Here is a 17,083-nt window from a genome sequence, read left to right on the forward strand (position 1 = left end):
GTCAATCCCGGTCAGAGCTTGAGACCCGGCGCCCGTCTGGCGAAATGATCTCGAACGTGATGCTGCGGATGTCCGTTCGGGCGAACACGGTGATCCCGGTGCGCGCACCGATCTTCTGGCGGTTCGCGAAATAGAGCGGATCCTGCGCACCTGAGCCTGGTCGCGCACGCGCCAAGGGCACTTCGCCCAAAGGTGCTTCATAAACCAGGTTCCGCCCATCGGTCTTGAATTGGGACGCGGGCCTGTTTGCGCCGAGGTCAAGAATTGGACCCGGACGCGGCTCAAACCTGCGCGGCAGGCGAAAGCCGGGGTTTGGCTCTGGTGTGTCATCGGGTTGTCTGCCAAAGCGGCCAAATCCATCTGGCAATTCGCGCAGATCACGGAACCGATCCGTTCCCAGGAAACCACCACCACGCCCAGATGCAGGTCGAATGACGATCCTTACCAGGTACTCCAGTGGCCCCGTCACCGGGGCATCCGTCGTTACGGAATACACGGTACCGCGACCTGATATGCCGAAGCTATCCACTTCACTGAGGTCGGGCAGTGGAATGATGGACCCTTGGCCAAAGCTGATGGCACGCTCCGTCACCCTTCCGAGAGGATCAGTCATGCGCAGAAGTATGCTGCCCGCTGGCATGGTGTTTGGCCGCCGAATGAACAGCCGATAGTTCCGGTCGAGCCCGTCCGGCGCGCGCCATAGCGCGGTTTGCGTCATCTCGGGCACTTCGGGGATCAGTTCAAGCGGCGTCGGCCCGGGCTGCTTTTGACCTGGGTTCAACGGATCTTCGCCGGCGTCAGGCCCGATGGTGTAGTAGTGTAAGTGCGGTTCGCCGTCCAAACGCACCTCGGCTGAAAGGGTATGTGGACCAAGCGTGGTAGGTGTGATCGGCGCATCGGATGTCGTCGACACAAGTATGTCACCCAGGTTGCCGCCACCCGGCCATGTCAGCGCGGGCGGTGTGAGCTGCGGCGGATCGTTGGGCGGGATCACAACTGGAACCGCCGGGGATGGGCGCCCCCGCCCCTTGCGTACACCGCGCTGCGCATCGTCTAGACCCCATGCAATCGCTCGATACCATTGTGGTCCCCATGAGCCGCCGGGCGCGTCCTCACCGGTGATGTCAGTAATCCAAGTCTCGGTCCCGTTCGTGTCGATTCCGACCATCCAGTCTGCAGTGCTGCCTGTCAGCGACACCAATGGCGGTCCCATACTGTCGATCTGGCGCGCCGCATCGGCAACGCGCGTCCGATACAGATCGACACCACCGGGACGCGCGCCTGAACTTGCGCGCGTTTCGACCCGAATGCGCGCGGCGAAACCACCGGGCGTTTCGATCCGCTGTGCCTCGATCGTCGGAGGGGCCGGTGTCGCGATGCGTGGCGCAACAAAGGGGATCATGGCCTTGTCCGCATCAGGACCGCTTGGCCACGGTCCTTCCACACCGCCAGCGCTGACCGGGATCACCACGAACAGGTGAATAGCCTGCGATCCACGTGGCAAGGCGACATCCAGATTGGTGCCTGTCAGCAAAGTCTTGTTTACACGGTTGAAATCGCGGCGATCAGACGAGGTGGTGAATGCATTTTTCAGCGTGGTCAAGCGGGTGCTGAGGGTCACACCTGGTAATGCTTCGGGAATGCTGCGGCTTGCCAGCATCCGGGTTTCGGTACTTTGATAGAGAATGTAGCCTTCAGCAGCCGGGACTGATTGCCATTCTATAATCGCATGGCATTCGCCTTTGGCATCTGGCAGGCTCGCCAGCCGCACAACATCAATGACCTGTGTCGCTCGTGACCGCGGATCAGACGCATAGGTCAGTTTGCTGCGGGGTCCAAAGCTGCCGACGCGACCGGGGGCAAGCGCCTCGCGCAGCCGGGCGCGCATCGCCAGCCCAACATGCGGTGTGCCGTTGTAATCAATAGAAAATCCGGGAATGGTCACACGGTACCTGCGCGCATGACCTTGGCTGGCAAAACCGGGCGTTGCGACCTCGGCATCCCCTTGGGCATCCAGACTGATGACGTTGGCCATACCATCGAGACCGGGAACACTTGGATCGTTGAGCGACGGAACATCGCCCGCAAAATCGATGAAGACATTCTGCGCAGAACCACCAATGCTTTTTTGCAGCCCGCCGGGCAGACCAGCTGGCGGCTCCTCGTGGCGCGTCGCGGCTGGAAACAAACGCCCGACAAAGTCGATCCGAGCAACCGAACGCACCCGCCAGTCCACGACGAATTCGACGACGAGGTCGGCCGGACACACAGTACCGCTGCCCGTATCAATGGGTCGCAATTCGGCGGAAATGATGTTGACCGTGTCAGGTTCGGGTTGCGTGGTGGAAAATGGCTGCGTGGACCATGGGCTCCAGATCCCGAACAGGTTCTGGGTGGCAAGACCGTACTGCGCGTTGACCGATCCCGGGGAGTTCGGAATCACAAAATCGGTGTCGGATGCGGATTGCCGCGGATACTCGGGATCCTGCCGGTTTTCGTTGTTCCCAATCGGCATAAGACCCTTGCCAGATGGGCGGGGCTCCATCAACGGTGTGGCAGGCCCGGCGACGCCTCCCTCTGCGCGCCCGAACGCAAAGCTCGAAACGGCATTGAAGTTGTCGAGGGGCAAGCGTTCCCAGCTTGCACGGCTGGTTGCGGTCCAGTCTCTATCTGGTGCGGTGGGTCTTTGGTGCGCCAGGAAATGCAGGCGCAGGTCTGTCGGCGGAATGGGCCGCTCCACGCGCCGTGGTCGGGGTATTATTGTGGCCAGTTCCAGCGGTTCGCTTTCGCCATCAAGCCCACGATGCCATAGGCCTGTCACCATGAAGTCATAGTCAGCCATGTCCGGCGACCCGAGCAGACTAATCGCACCCAGATTGATCGGATCCAGATCGACATACGGATATCCTGTGCCAAACCCCATCAAAACGGATTGCATTGGGTCGGTTGCAACAGCCATCTGCATCAACTTGACGGATGATATCCGCGCTTCGCCATCTTCGGCGGGCATCGTGTCGCCGTTGGCGTTCTGGGGTGGGCTGATCACATGGTGATCCAACACTTCGGCCTGCTGGTTCGGCGGTGCCTGCATGGCCTTGTGCAACATATCAAGCAGTGTCTTGTTGGCATCGTCGATCATGCCGTCGGGGTCGGGCAACTCCCATGTCGGTGCAGCGTTACCCGTGGGGAAGGTTGGATACCAACCGAAGGGGTTGATGCCCCTTGTGAAACGCTGCTTCGCGGCCTCTTGCGCGGGCACTTCAGCGCTCACCAGGCCCTGATCCTTGCCGTGTTCCTGACCGTCGAGATCGCTGAACTCACCCTGACCAACCGGCAAACCGACCGTTTCGATCAGTTCCCAGCCCTCAATCTTTTCCGCTTGCGACAGCGCTTCACCGAACGCGGAAACCTCCTGCCCATCTGCACCACCAATCAGAACCGCAGTAATGAAAGGTGCATAAAACCGGTACGTGCGCTCACCATTGGCCGGAACATTCAGGGTCTCGAACCCGAGCATGTTTTCGAACCCGACGCCGTTCGCCAAGGGCACGATTGTGACGCCCAATGCGGGGCCCGTGCTTTTGACACGGACGGCCATCGACATGACCGGTTCCGTGAACCGATGTACCGTGCCCAAAGGGGGAAGCGTGATCCTGCTTGTCAGCACCGGTTCGGGGTTCTGCAACAACGGAAAAGCCACGCGGCGCCAGACTTTGAACGGTTCGGATGGCAAGCCGACGCCGGGATTGACCTGCCAACGCAGAAAGACTGACAGGACACGATTGCCAAAATCCTTTAGATCAAGACCCTTTGGTGCAGCGCGTGTGGGCCGGAACGTTTCGTGCGTGGCGAATGTATTGAAAGAAGGCCCCGAGGTGCCGCTGACCACGCCATTTTCGTCGGCAAAGGGACGCAACAGGGAATCCGCTGTGATCATCGCGCCCTGACCACGGAACAAATAGGGGCTGAATGTACGGTTCATCGGTCCCTCCTAGTCCTCTTCCCACGGTGCGCGGGTCAGGTCAGTTGCGACAATCTCGATTTCGACATCCCCTGCGAACCCTTCGTCGAGATACGGCTCAGTGAAGGCTTTGCGCACCATGTTCAGCCGCAGGCTTTGGCCTCGGGCACCCGGTTTGAGTGTGATCAGCACACGCTGCGTACCGGGTGAGAACAGGATCTTGTCCACCAGATCATCCGATGCGTTGCTTTCCGCAACCGACAGCCACGGTGTTGGCTCAAGCTTCCACCGGGTTGTGGCGATGCCATCCGGGTCTTCTTCGGTCACTTCCTGGGGCAATGGACGGGTCCGATGCATCGGTTCGCTCGCATCCAGGATGATTGCGGCGGGTTGCGGATCAGCTGCTGGGTTAGCCTGCTCCCAGAAGACGATCACGCGGGCCGCTCCGGGCACATCCATTGGTTCAAGCCCTGCGCCGATCAGCTCTTCGTCCAGCTCAGGCCCCATGGTGATCAGAAGAGTTTGCCCCGGCACGATGCTGTCCATTGTACGGCTAGCAAAACGTGGACTGTTCCCAATGGCCTGCAGCGCGCCTGTTTCCACGAACCTGTGCTCGGTCACCGTGGCCTGAATGTCCCGGGCAAAGTCTTCGATCAGGCCAAACTGCCCAGTCGAGAAGTTCAGCCGATACACACGATCACCAACCGTGCCTGCGTCCGCGCCGATATCTACGGACTCAATGTCCATGACATAGTCAGTGTACGGGTCAAGCGGGATGGGCAGTTTGATCATGGAATGCCGTACCCGCTCTCCATCTACTGGAACACATGGGCCCGTTTCCTTGATCACGTCTTGCAGCACGGCTTCGAAGGGCGACAGGACATGGGCCTGAACGTTTTCAAGCGTTCCTGCATCAATCGGCACAGGGTGTGGTAGTCCGGGTTCTTCCACTTGCTTGAACGAGGCCGCCTTCAGCCGGACACGCAGTTCCTTGCCATAGGCGGCGAACAGTTGATCAACAGCATTGGTCGCAAAAACAACGCGCGGGGAATCGAGGCCGAATACATGTGCCTCATCCTCGGCCGGCAATGTGCATAGAACCCATGGATCAAGCCGTTTCGGTGCTTCTGCATCCGTACGGAACCAGAATTCCGCCGTCTGCTCGGCCGCGTCGCTTTCCGCACCTTCATCATCACGGATGCGCACGTCGCTTCGGCAGGTCACACGGTAGATCGAGTCCGGGAACAACAGGGCGACATCAGCGCTTTGCGGGCCCAGGAATTCTTCGATCGCATCACGATCTTTCTGAATTTCGGTTGTGTCGTATTCTTCGCGCTCGGCCTCACTCAGGCGGGTCAGCTCAATCGCACCCACGTAGAAGGGGCGACCTTGCTGTTCGAAGCGGCTGGCTTGCTTCTCATCCAGATACAGGACACCAATACGGAAACGCTCGGTTCCCTCTGGCGGCGACAGTTTTACACAGACCGGCTGGCGCGGTGACAGGCGGGACTGGCCGTAGAGAACGGTGTGATAGATATCCTCGAACCACGGGCCGTTCACATCTGCCCAGCGTGGCGGAACGCTGGTAACGGACAGTAGGTCGGACACACGCACGGGGCGCACGTCAAGAACATTGCCACCCTCATCAAGGAAATGGATCATCAAACCACGGCCTGTCCCCTGATCATCGTTCAGAAGACCACGGTTGACCCACATCAGTACGTGACCTTCGAGGATGGCGCCACTGTCGACCTCGATCACATCGGACAATGGTCCGTGCTTCATACCCAATTCGGCCAACCGGTCAGCAACCTCGTCCGCGCGGCTCACATCTCCGAAGACGACCGGCTCTCCGATATCCCAAAGGGGCGAAGCGAGTACACGTCCAGGGCATTGCGGCTCGTCCACTAGCGGACCGCCAGGCACGTGAGTGGCGTGGGTCGCCGCTCCGTTTGTAACGCCAAGCAAGGTGCTCCGATTGATGGACACCCCTTGCGCCACACGACGTGCGGCTTCGCCGAGGTCAAGACGCTCAGCGGTCAGATTATCCACGGTGGCGGAGCCAAAGGACCCAATCACCGCACGATCAACCAGCGCGCGCTCAGCCAGACGGCGTGTCCGCCCGGTCAGTGGTGCAGTGGCGACATTGGTGTCGAGCGTCGCAGTCAGCCCTCGGTTCAGTGTTCCAGCGCCCAAAGACAGGTTCGGGCTCAAACCGCGGGTCGTTGCACCAATGTTCGCATCCAGTTCAAGCGGGTTCAGCGTTTCCGACAGGTCACGCAAGCGGTCTGTATTGATGCTCAAATCCAACGGACGCCCCGTAACATCGCGCCCGATTACGCCACGCGTCGGCGGGACATCGTCCTCGAACTCAGGGGCGCAATCTACAAGCCCACCTTCCACAACTGCTGGAACAATGCCGCGCAACTGATCCAAGCCCAGATCACCGGACCGCCACGTTTCATGCACATGCAAAGCCCTATCTGCGTCAGCCGATCTCGTCGTGTCTTCGGGGTCAGGCCATGCGATACCATCCAGATCCCACCCGCTTGGTGATGGTCCAAGCCGTTCATCCGCAAAGGTCCACAACACGGGTGCTGCAGGCGCGGCGGGGTTACAGACACGCCCCCAGCGCTCATGAATGGTTTCTTCTAGGATTTCAGAGCGTTCCAAGGCCTTGGGAGCAGGGTTTGGTGTCCAATTGAGCAGGGACAGATGCGTTGTCAGGTTCTCGCCATCGGGCGGCTCAAGCGTCCACCATGTTGATGGGGTGTTGCCGGGCATCACCACGTCAGCCGATCCGACACGCTCAAGCGTCACGTCTGTCATCGTGTAGCGATAGGCAAAATCGCCGCGTCCGATGAAACCGCCCGTCGGTGCACCGGTGCTGCCACCGGGCGTTTCACCTAGCGGCATGATCCCCCCGTCAAGCGCTGGCATGGCGAGGCTCAGCACTGGGATGGCGTCGATGGGGACTACTGGGATTTCACTTCCGGAGGGCTGACTGCTGCCGCGAGGCATGTCGCCGATCTTGCTGTCGATGCCGCGGTCAACCCCCGTGCCTTCGGCAAGTGCAGGCGTACGGCTGACCAGCACAGCACCCGCAAACAAGTCCGGCGGCGGCGGCAGGATTTTCGAGATCCTCGCCGATATGAAAATCGACACAGCCCTTGATGGAGAAAAAGAACAGATCAAGCTCGCCACATACCTCGCCATCAATGCGGCTGACCTGCGTGCCATCAGCGCGTTCACCCACCTGCGCCGACAGGGCAGCAGAGGCGGACAAGCTGATGATGAACAGCTTCAGCTCGCCCCGCAGATACAACAATCCGCCAACATAGAAAGGCTGGAACCCGATGATCGCGTTAAACCCTGCGGTCACCTTCAAATAGAGGTTGATCGAAGTGTTACCCCAGATGATCGAAACTTCGAGGCCCGCAGCAATACCAAAGCCGTTGACCTGACTTAGAGCAGGAAGGTTGTTGCCCGGCGGCTGATAGCTGGGAATGCCATGGCCTGAGAACATGACATATCCAGCGCCATCAAAGGCTCCGAGGATGGACGCACGAATTGGCCCCGGCAACGGGTTGCCTTGCAGGTCACTGCCCTCAAAGCTGCCCAGATAGATATGCCAGAACTTACCGTCCTTGAGGTTAAAGAACGCCTCGATTGGGATCTTGATTTCAACCAGCGGGTCGATGGTGAAGTCGATGGAAATCCCGATCGTCAGTGTGCCACGGCCGAAGTCGAGGTCGATGACACACAGGAACGTGCCTTCGGCATTTTTGTCCTTGAGTGCAGGCAGCACAGCCAAGAGGTTCGCCTTAACCACCAGCAGAACGCGCGGGCCGGGCAGCTCCAGCATGAACATACCCTTGACGTTGAAAATGATCGGGCTGCCCATTGTGCCCAGCGTAATGCCGACACCGAAGGCCCAGCTATCGACGTTGGTTTTCCAGGCTTGCAGGTTCGTGGGGTCCCCGTTGGCGCGGTTCTTGAGCCATTCCAGCGCAGGGGTGAGAGATGTGATGCCGTCTTCGTCGCGTGCGTAATGCATGGCAAACAGGCCGACAAAGCCATAGATGCCGAAACCGGATTGGGCGAGCGGAATTGCCACAGGCAACTCGACTTCCAAAGCGACGGCCACACCAGTTGCTGGGCCGCCCGAAGCCTCGGAGATTTGCGCAACAGCAATCTGTGCCGCGATGCGCATCTTGACCGGGATCAGGCGCACGTCGATACCGCCCTTGATCTCGGTCCCCTGGGCACCGTCGTTGAATTCCATATAGCCGGAGCCTTCGAGCACACCCGGCACTTTCAGGCCCGCACCAAAGGCTGTCAGTTCCGGTGCACCCAGCGGGTCAACCGGCAAGCGCACGCGGGCGCGATCCACGGACACGACGCCAAGATCGATGGCAAAGCCCAGATCAATCTCGAAACTCAGCGGGTTCGTGCGCGCGATACGTGCGCCAAGAACTTGCAGGATTTGACCCAATGGATCGGCCACACGGATGGCTCCGGGGCCGGATACATCAATTGAATATCCCTTGGAACTGTCAAAGACCGGCCGGAACTCGAACTTACCACCACCACCCGGTGGCTCACCAAAGCTGAGACCGATGGCTTTGTACCGCACGGCCAAGGGCGTATCGCGTGGGATTTCCAACAGCGGGTCACCGCCGCCAAAGGCAATATTAACTGAAACCGCAGTCTCAACATCAAAGAGGAAACTCATCTGCCAACGGTCGCCCTGGCGGCGGAACGCGCCTTCACCGCCAAACAAGATCACCCGCTCGATGTTGAAGAAGCCCGCTGATGCAAGGCCAGTGGCCACGCCAACAACGGCTGCCGAAGCCACAATTGGGGCCACGCCACCATCAGCGGGGTTGGCAGGCGCAATCTCGGACAACAGCGGAGTGAAGATGGTGGTCATACCCAGCAAGTCACGCCCGAAGTTCTTGGGTTCAAGCGCCTGTCCCGGCAATTGACCGGTCATCACTAGCCCGTCTTTGTCCGCCGGATCTGCTCCGATATAAAGCTTCACCTCGTCCGTCTGACTGGCCGGATCGGTCTGATAGAGGAACAGGAAGTCGGTAATGCCATCGGCCGGGTTGTTGCCCACGCCGCGGATGTCATCCGGCGTTTCGCCCGCTCCGCCGCGCTGAAGCGCCCCCTCGACCCCGGTTTGGAAATCAATCTGACCAGACAGTTCCAACGCCACGAACTGGTTTCGAATGATCCGCACTTTTAAGCGAGCCGAACGGAACCAGTCCGGCGTTGCCGGCTCACTGGGTGGGGTGTCAATAACCTCTGGAGGTGGTGGTGGGTCCGGCACGTCGGGCCGACGTACATCCCCGGTGATGACCTCGCCCGGCAGATTGACAAGGAAACCAGTGACATCCGCTTTCCACCATTGTGAGCGGTCAGGCTCTCCCTGCATCTTCCAGACATTATCGCGCCAACTGATCGGGAAGCTGGGGCCGCTGGGTTCATCCGCGCCAGTAAAATCCGGGTTGAACCGATCATTCAGCAGCGCGCGCAGACCTTCGGCACGGCGCTGGCTCAGAAGCCAGTTGTACTGGGCCTTTCCGTCATCCCCGTCATAGCTGGCAGTCCCAGTGATCGTGATGTCACGCGGATTGATACGCGACAGAATGCTCGAATAGGCCTCGTCAAACGGCTCAGCACCGGTGCGCCAATCAGACTCCTTGTGCGCAATAAGCGCCTGATCGTCCCGTATGTTCCCCCGCACCTTTGAATAGCTCTCAGGATTGTTCTTTGGCGGGGTGTCATAACGGAAATAGGCCGTCAAAGACGAGACGCTGTCATCGGGTGTCCGCGCCTCGATCGTTCGGCTCTGTCCACCAGAAACATCCACATCCACGGACGTACCGACACTCGGCGGCCCACCGTCTATGATCCATTCGGTGTTGGGGGGCACGGTCACACTGGCAAGGCTCACGCGCACTGTCCCCGCCTGCCGGTTGTCATTGAGAAGTACCAGAGGTGGCGCCGCCAGTGGCTCTGCCTCGCGTGTGATTGACGTGGTTGTCAGGATCGCGGCCAACGGCTCACCCGGCGGCGGAGCGACAGCAGGCGGCGCACGCCGTGCCGCAGTAATCGTGAGGGTGGCCTGTTTCGGAGGCGCGCTGGCATCCGTCGCCGTGATCGTGATGGTTCGTGTCCCGGTGGCAGGCGTGGTCACATCATGGATTACTCCTGCCTCCGCACCGCTGCCCTGATCGACAGTCACGCTATAAGGCGCGCGGCCGCCGCGCACATCCACGGCCAGCCGTGTCGTTTCCGGCAAGGCAGCCGTTGCAGCACCGGGGCTTGTGCGGGTGATCCCAATGCCCTGTCGGTCACTGGTGAAGAAGTTAGCACCTATGGCAAGATCACCACTGCCCTGGTTGATCACTGCAACATCGAAATCACCCGTGACCCCATTCGACCCGCCAAGCCCGATCAGCAGGTTCTCAACACCCGCATTGACGGCAAAGTCCTCGGCTCCGTTTGGTGCAAAGAAGATGCGGATTTCCGGCAGGTAAAGCCCGGTCCATGCCTCATCAAACCCGAATTGGGAGAGGATTTCCGGCGGCGTGTAGCCGTCCGACAGATCAAGGTAAGCTGAGCGAAACCCAAACCCGACAACGCGACCCGGCCCGATGAAGGCGTGGCTTGGCTCCATTGTAACCAGTTCAGCTGCGGCCAGTGCGCCCGGATCATCAAGACCCGTTGCACCGAGCGACACCAGACATACCTGCACCTGCGCGTTGGCATCCGAGCCCTGTGTTACGCGCAGTTTGATCTTGGGCAGATGAAAAACGACGTCGGTGCGTTTCGTGTGAGGGATCAGTAGACCATCTGGCCGCATCTCCGCTGGCTGCAGGAAGGGTGGTCGCAATTCGATCCCAGCCAGGATCAGATCCAGTGTGAACGCAGTATTGGGATAGTCCGACGGCGGTGGATCGATAGGCGGCGTGTCCAGCGCATCAAGAACATCACGCATAGGCTGAAAGTCAGCGTCGCCCCCTGGAACTGTCGCGACCCCGTTTGCGATGATTGCGCCCGCGACGCGCGGTACTGTCATGGAAAACTCAACCCGCGTGTCCGTGATGTCGAGCCATGGTTCGGACCGATCAGGTTGGTTTCGGGGGTGTCCTTCGGCGTTTGCAGCGCCGGCAGTCAGCGTGCCTGTGGTGGGATCAAAGCTGGGGAGATCGACATCACCGGAAAACCGCGCCACGCCGCGAATGACGGTTCCCCCCGGCCCAGTCGCGGTTTCGTAGCTTTCAACATAGATGACGGAGAGGACTGCATGCCAAGTTGTCGCCTCGCCCCGAAGAATGTAGGGCCGGAACAAATCCACCAAGGCAAGATCGAAAGGCATGAGCCAGAGACCCTTGAAAAATATATTTGCGAAAAGGAGGCAACAAAAGAAATAAAACTACAAAATTTCAACCACTGATGGGTTTTTCTGTCAAACGCGATAAGCGTAGTTCCGCCGACCTCAAAGCGTCAGTCGATCCGCCCACCGGGAAAACGATCCAGAGCCCGAGCACTATTACAACAGCTGATAACACCGATGGCTGACATCAATTTCGATCGGGTTTTACAAACCAAAAGTATCAATTTTGCAGGAACTTAGACATGGCATGCGGTTGCCTCGACAGAGGGCATAAGGAGTTGCAGACAATTATTCGGCCTACCTGCACCAGAGTGGTATTCGAACCAAACGGCAAGTGCATTGCTATCGGAACGTGCCAACTAGGTAGTTTGTGAAGTTACCTGTCGACCATCCGATCCCCATCGCTACGAACGGCTTCAGTTCCCGCATCACGCGCACCAAGCCGAGAACGAACCGCCCAGATATCGCGGTCACAATGTGGCGTCTGCGCTATGCCTGAAGCATTGAAATAGCGGCGCGAACAGAGTCGGCCAAAGCAGGTTTAACCCGGTCATAACGTGAGCTTGGGACGGGAACTGATACTGCGAAAATGTCACCCGTCTGGTCCGCCACAGCAAATCCCATCGCGCAAATACCATCCGTGTGTTCGTTCTCATCACATGCAAGTTCACCCTCTCGGATAGCATCGATACCGTCGATGATGTCCGACAATGGCGGTGCATATGGACCACGTGACCTATGTTCGGCGCGGATCAGGGCAAGCGCCCGCTCGGGACGCATGCAAGCCAGCACTGCGCGCCCATTGGCGGTCGTGGTCAGTGGAAAATACTCTCCGATCCGCGACACGGTGCGCAAGCGATGACTGCCTTCGATTTGATCGACGAACAGCATTTGTGCGCCTTCAAGAACTGCCAAATCAACCGTCTCCCCCGTTTCGTCCGACAGCCGTTCCATGATGGGGCGCAGGCGCGTCCGCATGTCCGATGACACCGCTTGGGCCAGACTTTGAATTTCGCGGCCAAGCCTGATTCCCCCATCTCCACGTTCAGTGGATACAAACCCTTCGATCACGAGCGCCGCAACAATGCGCTGTACCGTAGAGCGGGGCAGCTGAACCTGCTTGGCAATCTGGCCAAGGCTCAACCCGTCTGTCTCGCGACCCAACAAGCGCAAAATGTTAGCCGCACGCGAAATGACCTGAATACCCTGATTTTTCGACATATTTTTACCTTGCCACGAACTGTTGTATCGATTGCATTTTCACCAAACAGAACCAAAGCGCCTGTTTCTCATCTTCCATCAAATCAAACGTTGACCGCTATGTGATACATACGCACCATAATACGGGACAGCAATACGAAGCTTTGGGAGGAGCCGATGGTCGTCAATATTCGCGGGATCGATTTCCAAGAAAACGACAACAACGACATGGGCCTTGAGTTCGTGAACCTGAGCCACCGATATGGTTTCCAATGCCCAAACTGGCCGTATTTCAAAGACGTACAGATCGATCGCAAGCACTACATGGCGAAGTCCGGCGTTCTGAGCCAGACGATCACAACGACGATGCACGTCACCACTCACATCGACGCGCCCGCCCATGTGGTGCAGGGAACGCCTTTCATTGATGAGGTGCCCCTGCCCCATTTCTTCGGCTCTGGTCTGGTTGTCAGCATCCCGAAGAAGAAATGGGAACAGATCACGGGTGATGATCTTGAAAAGGCTTGCGGCCACGCAATCCGTAAGAATGACGTACTCATCATCAATACGGGCTGGCACAAGCAATACGAAGATGGTGATTACTTTGCTTACTGCCCTGGTCTTGTGCCATCTGCCGCCGATTGGATGGTAGAGAAAGGCGTCAAAGTCGTGGGCCACGATACGCAAGCCAACGATCACCCGTTGGCCACCGCGATCGGCCCACAGCGCAACGGCCCGATCCTGCCGCACCTTGAGAAAGAGTACCTCGAATGGTCTGGCGGCACTCCGTGGGAGGTTGATTTCCCAGAATGGGAACCCGTGCACCAGAAACTCTTTTCGAATGGTATTCTGGGCATCGAGAACGTGGGCGGCGACCTTGACCGCGTTACGGGCAAGCGGGTCACCTTCGCCTTCTTCCCCTGGAATTGGGACCGAGGCGACGGTTGCATCATCCGCCTTGTTGCCATGATGGACAAATCCCAAGGCTACCGTATTGAGGCGGGCGAGGATTTCTGATGCTTGTCAAGCGCTTCACTGATGCTCAACCCTATGACGCCCCAAACCATTGGGGTGTCACTGGCCTGCGCCTTCAGGGGTTCGAGGACGGTGGACCGGAAAACCAATGGGTCGGATATTCGCAGTTCCTTCCCGGCGGCGGTGCCGGGCCTGATGCGACGCCATTTGAAAAGATCTATGTCGTGCTGGATGGGGAAATGACCGTAACCGTTGACGGCGGGGACACGGTGCTTGGTCCCATGGACAGTTGCACGATCCCGCCAGGTGAAGTGCGCAAAATCGAAAATCGCAGCAATCACGTTTGCAAAATGCTTGTTGTGATCCCCTATCCCACTGGAGAACAGCCATGAGCCTCGACGATCCGCTGTCCTTCTTTGATGTCTCCGGCAAGGTCGCCCTGATCACCGGTGCCTCCGGTGCGTTTGGAGCGGTTGCCGCTCGTTGTCTGTCGGGTGCCGGTGCCAAGGTTGTGCTTGCAGCAGGCAATGCCGGTGCGATGGCAGACGTCGCAAACACGTGCACCGGTGACACGCATCAGATCAACGCACGCCCCGATACGGAACTCGCCTGCGAGGCTCTGGTGTTGGAAACTGTCAAGACGTTTGGACAGCTGGACATTCTTGTTGTTGCTTCTGGCATGAATAAAGTGGCCAAGATCGCAGACATGCCCCCCGAAACGTTCGAAGGCGTCATGAACGCCAACGTCACCCAAAGCTGGCTGATGGCCCGAGCCGCAAGTGCACAGATGCAAGCGCAGGGCGACGGGGGCAAGATCGTTCTCATGTCTTCTGCTCGAGGCCTTTTGGGACACCCGGCGGGTTACACCGCCTACTGCGCTTCAAAGGCGGCAGTTGACGGGATCACCAAGGCATTGGGATGCGAACTCGGCCCAACCGGGATCACCGTAAACGCTATTGCACCCACTGTCTTCCGATCCCCGCTCACGGCGTGGATGTTCGAAGACACCGACGATGCCAAAGCTGTGCGCGAAGGGTTTCTGACACGCGTGCCCAAGGGTCGCCTTGGCGAGCCAGAGGATCTGGCAGGACCGCTCCTGTTCCTGTCGTCCCGCGCCTCAGACTTCTACACCGGCCATATACTTTATGCCGATGGCGGCTACACGGCGGGGTGAGGCATGAATAAGAACCAACAAATTGCGGTGATCGGCGGAGGATTGATGGGGCACGGAATTGCCGTAACCTTTGCGCGTGCAGGTCACTACGTCGCCGTACACGATCCGGCACAGGAAACGCTGCAAAGCCTGCCACAGCGCGTGTCCGACAGCCTGCGGCTGCTAGGTACATCCGACAATAACATCGCAAGGATGCTCAAACGGATCGAGCTGTGCGATGGGATCAAAGCAGCCGTGAGCTACGCAGATGTCATCTTCGAAGCCGCACCCGAAAAACTGGAACTGAAACAAGCGATTTTTGCCGAGGTTGAGGCGTACGCACCCGTCGATGCTATTCTTGCCTCGAACACGTCGGTTATCCAGATCACCAAGATCATGGAGCACCTCACCCTTCGCCAACGCGCTCTCGGCACCCATTGGTGGAACCCGCCTCACATGATCCCGCTAGTGGAGGTGGTAAAAACAGAATGGACCGCTCCCGAAGTCGCGGACAAGATGATTGACCTGCTGGCGGACTCAGGCAAAACCCCAGCACTTGTCGAAAAGGACGTGCCCGGCTTTATCGGCAATCGGTTGCAACACGCGCTGTGGCGCGAGGCGATCAGCCTTGTTGAAAATGGGATCTGTTCTGCCAAGACTGTTGATGACGTGGTGAAAGCCAGTTTCGGCCGTCGTCTCGCTGTTCTTGGGCCGCTCGAAAACGCCGATCTTGTCGGGTTGGAACTCACCCAGGACATACACCGTCAAGTTCTGTTCGACCTCGATGCGCGGCCTGATCCGTCCCCCTTACTCCAAGCGCTGTTGGATGAAGATCGAACCGGTATGGCTTCGGGTTATGGGTTTCGCAAATGGACCCAAGACGATTTTGAACGGACGAAAACGCGAGTCGCACTTCACTTAAGCGCACTTGAAGGGATGTTGCAAAACACTGCTAAATCATAACGCAGAGTTATAAATAGCCATTCAAATCGGATCAGAATCATCTTTTGCATGTGATAGGTCTGAAGAGCAAGACAGCGCCAAGCCATGCCAAAAATGGTCCGCGCAACCGGATCGGCGAATACCCGAACCGCATCTTTGGGAGGAAAAACATGAGAACTTATATCACACGCCGCCGTATGCTGGCTGGGCTGGGCGCGAGCGTCGCGGCACCTGCGATCCTGCGTTCCACGCGAGCCTACGCTGCCAATCCGACCATAAAGGTGGGGTTCGTGACGCCGTCCACCGGCCCGCTGGCCGGTTTCGCGGAAGCCGATGATTACATTCTCGAAGGTTTGCGCGCCCATTTCGCAGGCGGCGTGATCAACAACGGCAAGTCCTACAACATAGAGATCATCAAGAAGGACAGTCAGTCCAACCCCAACCGGGCCGCTGAAGTGGCCGCCGAACTGATCCTGTCGGATGAAGTGGACATCATCACCGCGGCCGCGACCCCTGACACGACAAACCCAGTGGCAGACCAGGCCGAGATCAATGAAGTGCCCTGCATCACGACGGACGCACCTTGGCAGCCCTATTTCTTTGGCCGTGGCGGCAACCCTGCGGAAGCCTTCCAATACACCTACCATTTCTTCTGGGGACTTGAGGATGTCATCGCCAATTTCACCAGCCTCTGGGACGGCAGCGGTGTTGCCAAGAAAGTGGGCGGCCTATTCCCGAATGACGCAGACGGTAACGCATGGGGTGACGCGGAACTGGGCCTGCCCAAACCACTTGCCGCGCAAGGGTTCGAATTGGTTGATCCCGGTCGTTTCCAACCTCTGACGGACGATTTCTCGAACTACATCTCCGCCTTCAAGGATGCAGGCTGCGAAATCATCACCGGTGTGATGATCCCGCCGGATTTCGGCACCTTCTGGGCGCAAGCCGCACAACAGGGCTTCAACCCCAAGGTCGCGACCATCGGCAAGGCGCTGCTGTTCCCCTCGGCCATTGAGGCCTTGGGTGATCGCGGTATTGGTCTGACGACCGAAATCTGGTGGTCCCCAAACCACCCGTTCAACTCGTCTCTGACCGGCATTTCGGCAGGCGATCTGGCAAACGGGTTCACCGCCGCCACCGGCCGTCCGTGGACGCAGCCCATCGGCTTCAAGCACGCGCTGTTCGAAGTGGTGGCAGATGTCATCTCCCGGTCCGAGGACCTTGATGACTTCGAGGCCAACGCCGCCGCCATCGCGAGCACCAACATCTCGACCATCGTGGGCGACGTGAACTGGTCAAACGGCCCCGTACCCAACGTGTCCAAAACACCTCTGGTGTCGGGGCAATGGCAGAAAGCGGGCAATGAAGTCGAGTTGGTCATCACAAACAACAGCCACGCACCACAGATTCCGGTGGGCGGCGACCTGCAACTCTTGGGCTAAAG

At 58.7% G+C, this 17,083-nt stretch carries 9 protein-coding genes; 5 read left to right on the forward strand and 4 right to left on the reverse strand.

Going from position 1 to position 17,083, the window contains the following annotated elements; all coding sequences use genetic code 11:
• Position 1: 1 nt before the first annotated feature.
• The 4 genes from ACZ1HN_RS19950 to ACZ1HN_RS19965 form a co-directional block, all read right to left on the reverse strand.
• Positions 2-3,982: a hypothetical protein gene (locus ACZ1HN_RS19950; protein WP_472728760.1), complete on the reverse strand. Its 3,981-nt coding sequence runs from the start codon at positions 3,980-3,982 to the stop codon at positions 2-4.
• A gap of 9 nt (positions 3,983-3,991) precedes the next feature.
• On the reverse strand, positions 3,992-7,057 hold the full coding sequence (locus ACZ1HN_RS19955; RefSeq protein WP_472728761.1) for a hypothetical protein: 3,066 nt from the start codon (positions 7,055-7,057) through the stop codon (positions 3,992-3,994).
• Complete coding sequence (locus ACZ1HN_RS19960; RefSeq protein ID WP_472728762.1) at positions 7,011-11,351, reverse strand: OmpA family protein; 4,341 nt, start codon at positions 11,349-11,351, stop codon at positions 7,011-7,013. Before ACZ1HN_RS19960 ends, ACZ1HN_RS19955 begins: the two co-directional genes overlap by 47 nt.
• Before the next feature lie 507 nt (positions 11,352-11,858).
• On the reverse strand, positions 11,859-12,590 hold the full coding sequence (locus ACZ1HN_RS19965; protein WP_472728763.1) for an IclR family transcriptional regulator: 732 nt from the start codon (positions 12,588-12,590) through the stop codon (positions 11,859-11,861).
• Positions 12,591-12,746: 156 nt separating this feature from the next.
• Here ACZ1HN_RS19965 and ACZ1HN_RS19970 point away from each other — a divergent pair, with 156 nt between their 5' ends.
• The 5 genes from ACZ1HN_RS19970 to ACZ1HN_RS19990 all read left to right on the forward strand — a co-directional run bounded on the left by ACZ1HN_RS19970 (position 12,747) and on the right by ACZ1HN_RS19990 (position 17,081).
• Positions 12,747-13,586, forward strand: coding sequence for a cyclase family protein (locus ACZ1HN_RS19970; RefSeq protein ID WP_472728764.1), 840 nt, complete (start codon positions 12,747-12,749; stop codon positions 13,584-13,586).
• Positions 13,586-13,936 (forward strand): cupin domain-containing protein, encoded by a 351-nt coding sequence (locus ACZ1HN_RS19975; protein ID WP_472728765.1) that lies wholly within the window; start codon positions 13,586-13,588, stop codon positions 13,934-13,936. Before ACZ1HN_RS19970 ends, ACZ1HN_RS19975 begins: the two co-directional genes overlap by 1 nt.
• Complete coding sequence (locus tag ACZ1HN_RS19980; protein ID WP_472728766.1) at positions 13,933-14,718, forward strand: SDR family NAD(P)-dependent oxidoreductase; 786 nt, start codon at positions 13,933-13,935, stop codon at positions 14,716-14,718. Before ACZ1HN_RS19975 ends, ACZ1HN_RS19980 begins: the two co-directional genes overlap by 4 nt.
• Positions 14,719-14,721: 3 nt before the next feature.
• Positions 14,722-15,660: a 3-hydroxyacyl-CoA dehydrogenase family protein gene (locus ACZ1HN_RS19985; protein WP_472728767.1), complete on the forward strand. Its 939-nt coding sequence runs from the start codon at positions 14,722-14,724 to the stop codon at positions 15,658-15,660.
• A gap of 149 nt (positions 15,661-15,809) precedes the next feature.
• Positions 15,810-17,081, forward strand: coding sequence for an ABC transporter substrate-binding protein (locus ACZ1HN_RS19990; protein ID WP_472728768.1), 1,272 nt, complete (start codon positions 15,810-15,812; stop codon positions 17,079-17,081).
• Positions 17,082-17,083 lie beyond the last annotated feature (2 nt).

This window comes from Tateyamaria sp. GN1-10 (assembly GCF_055693845.1).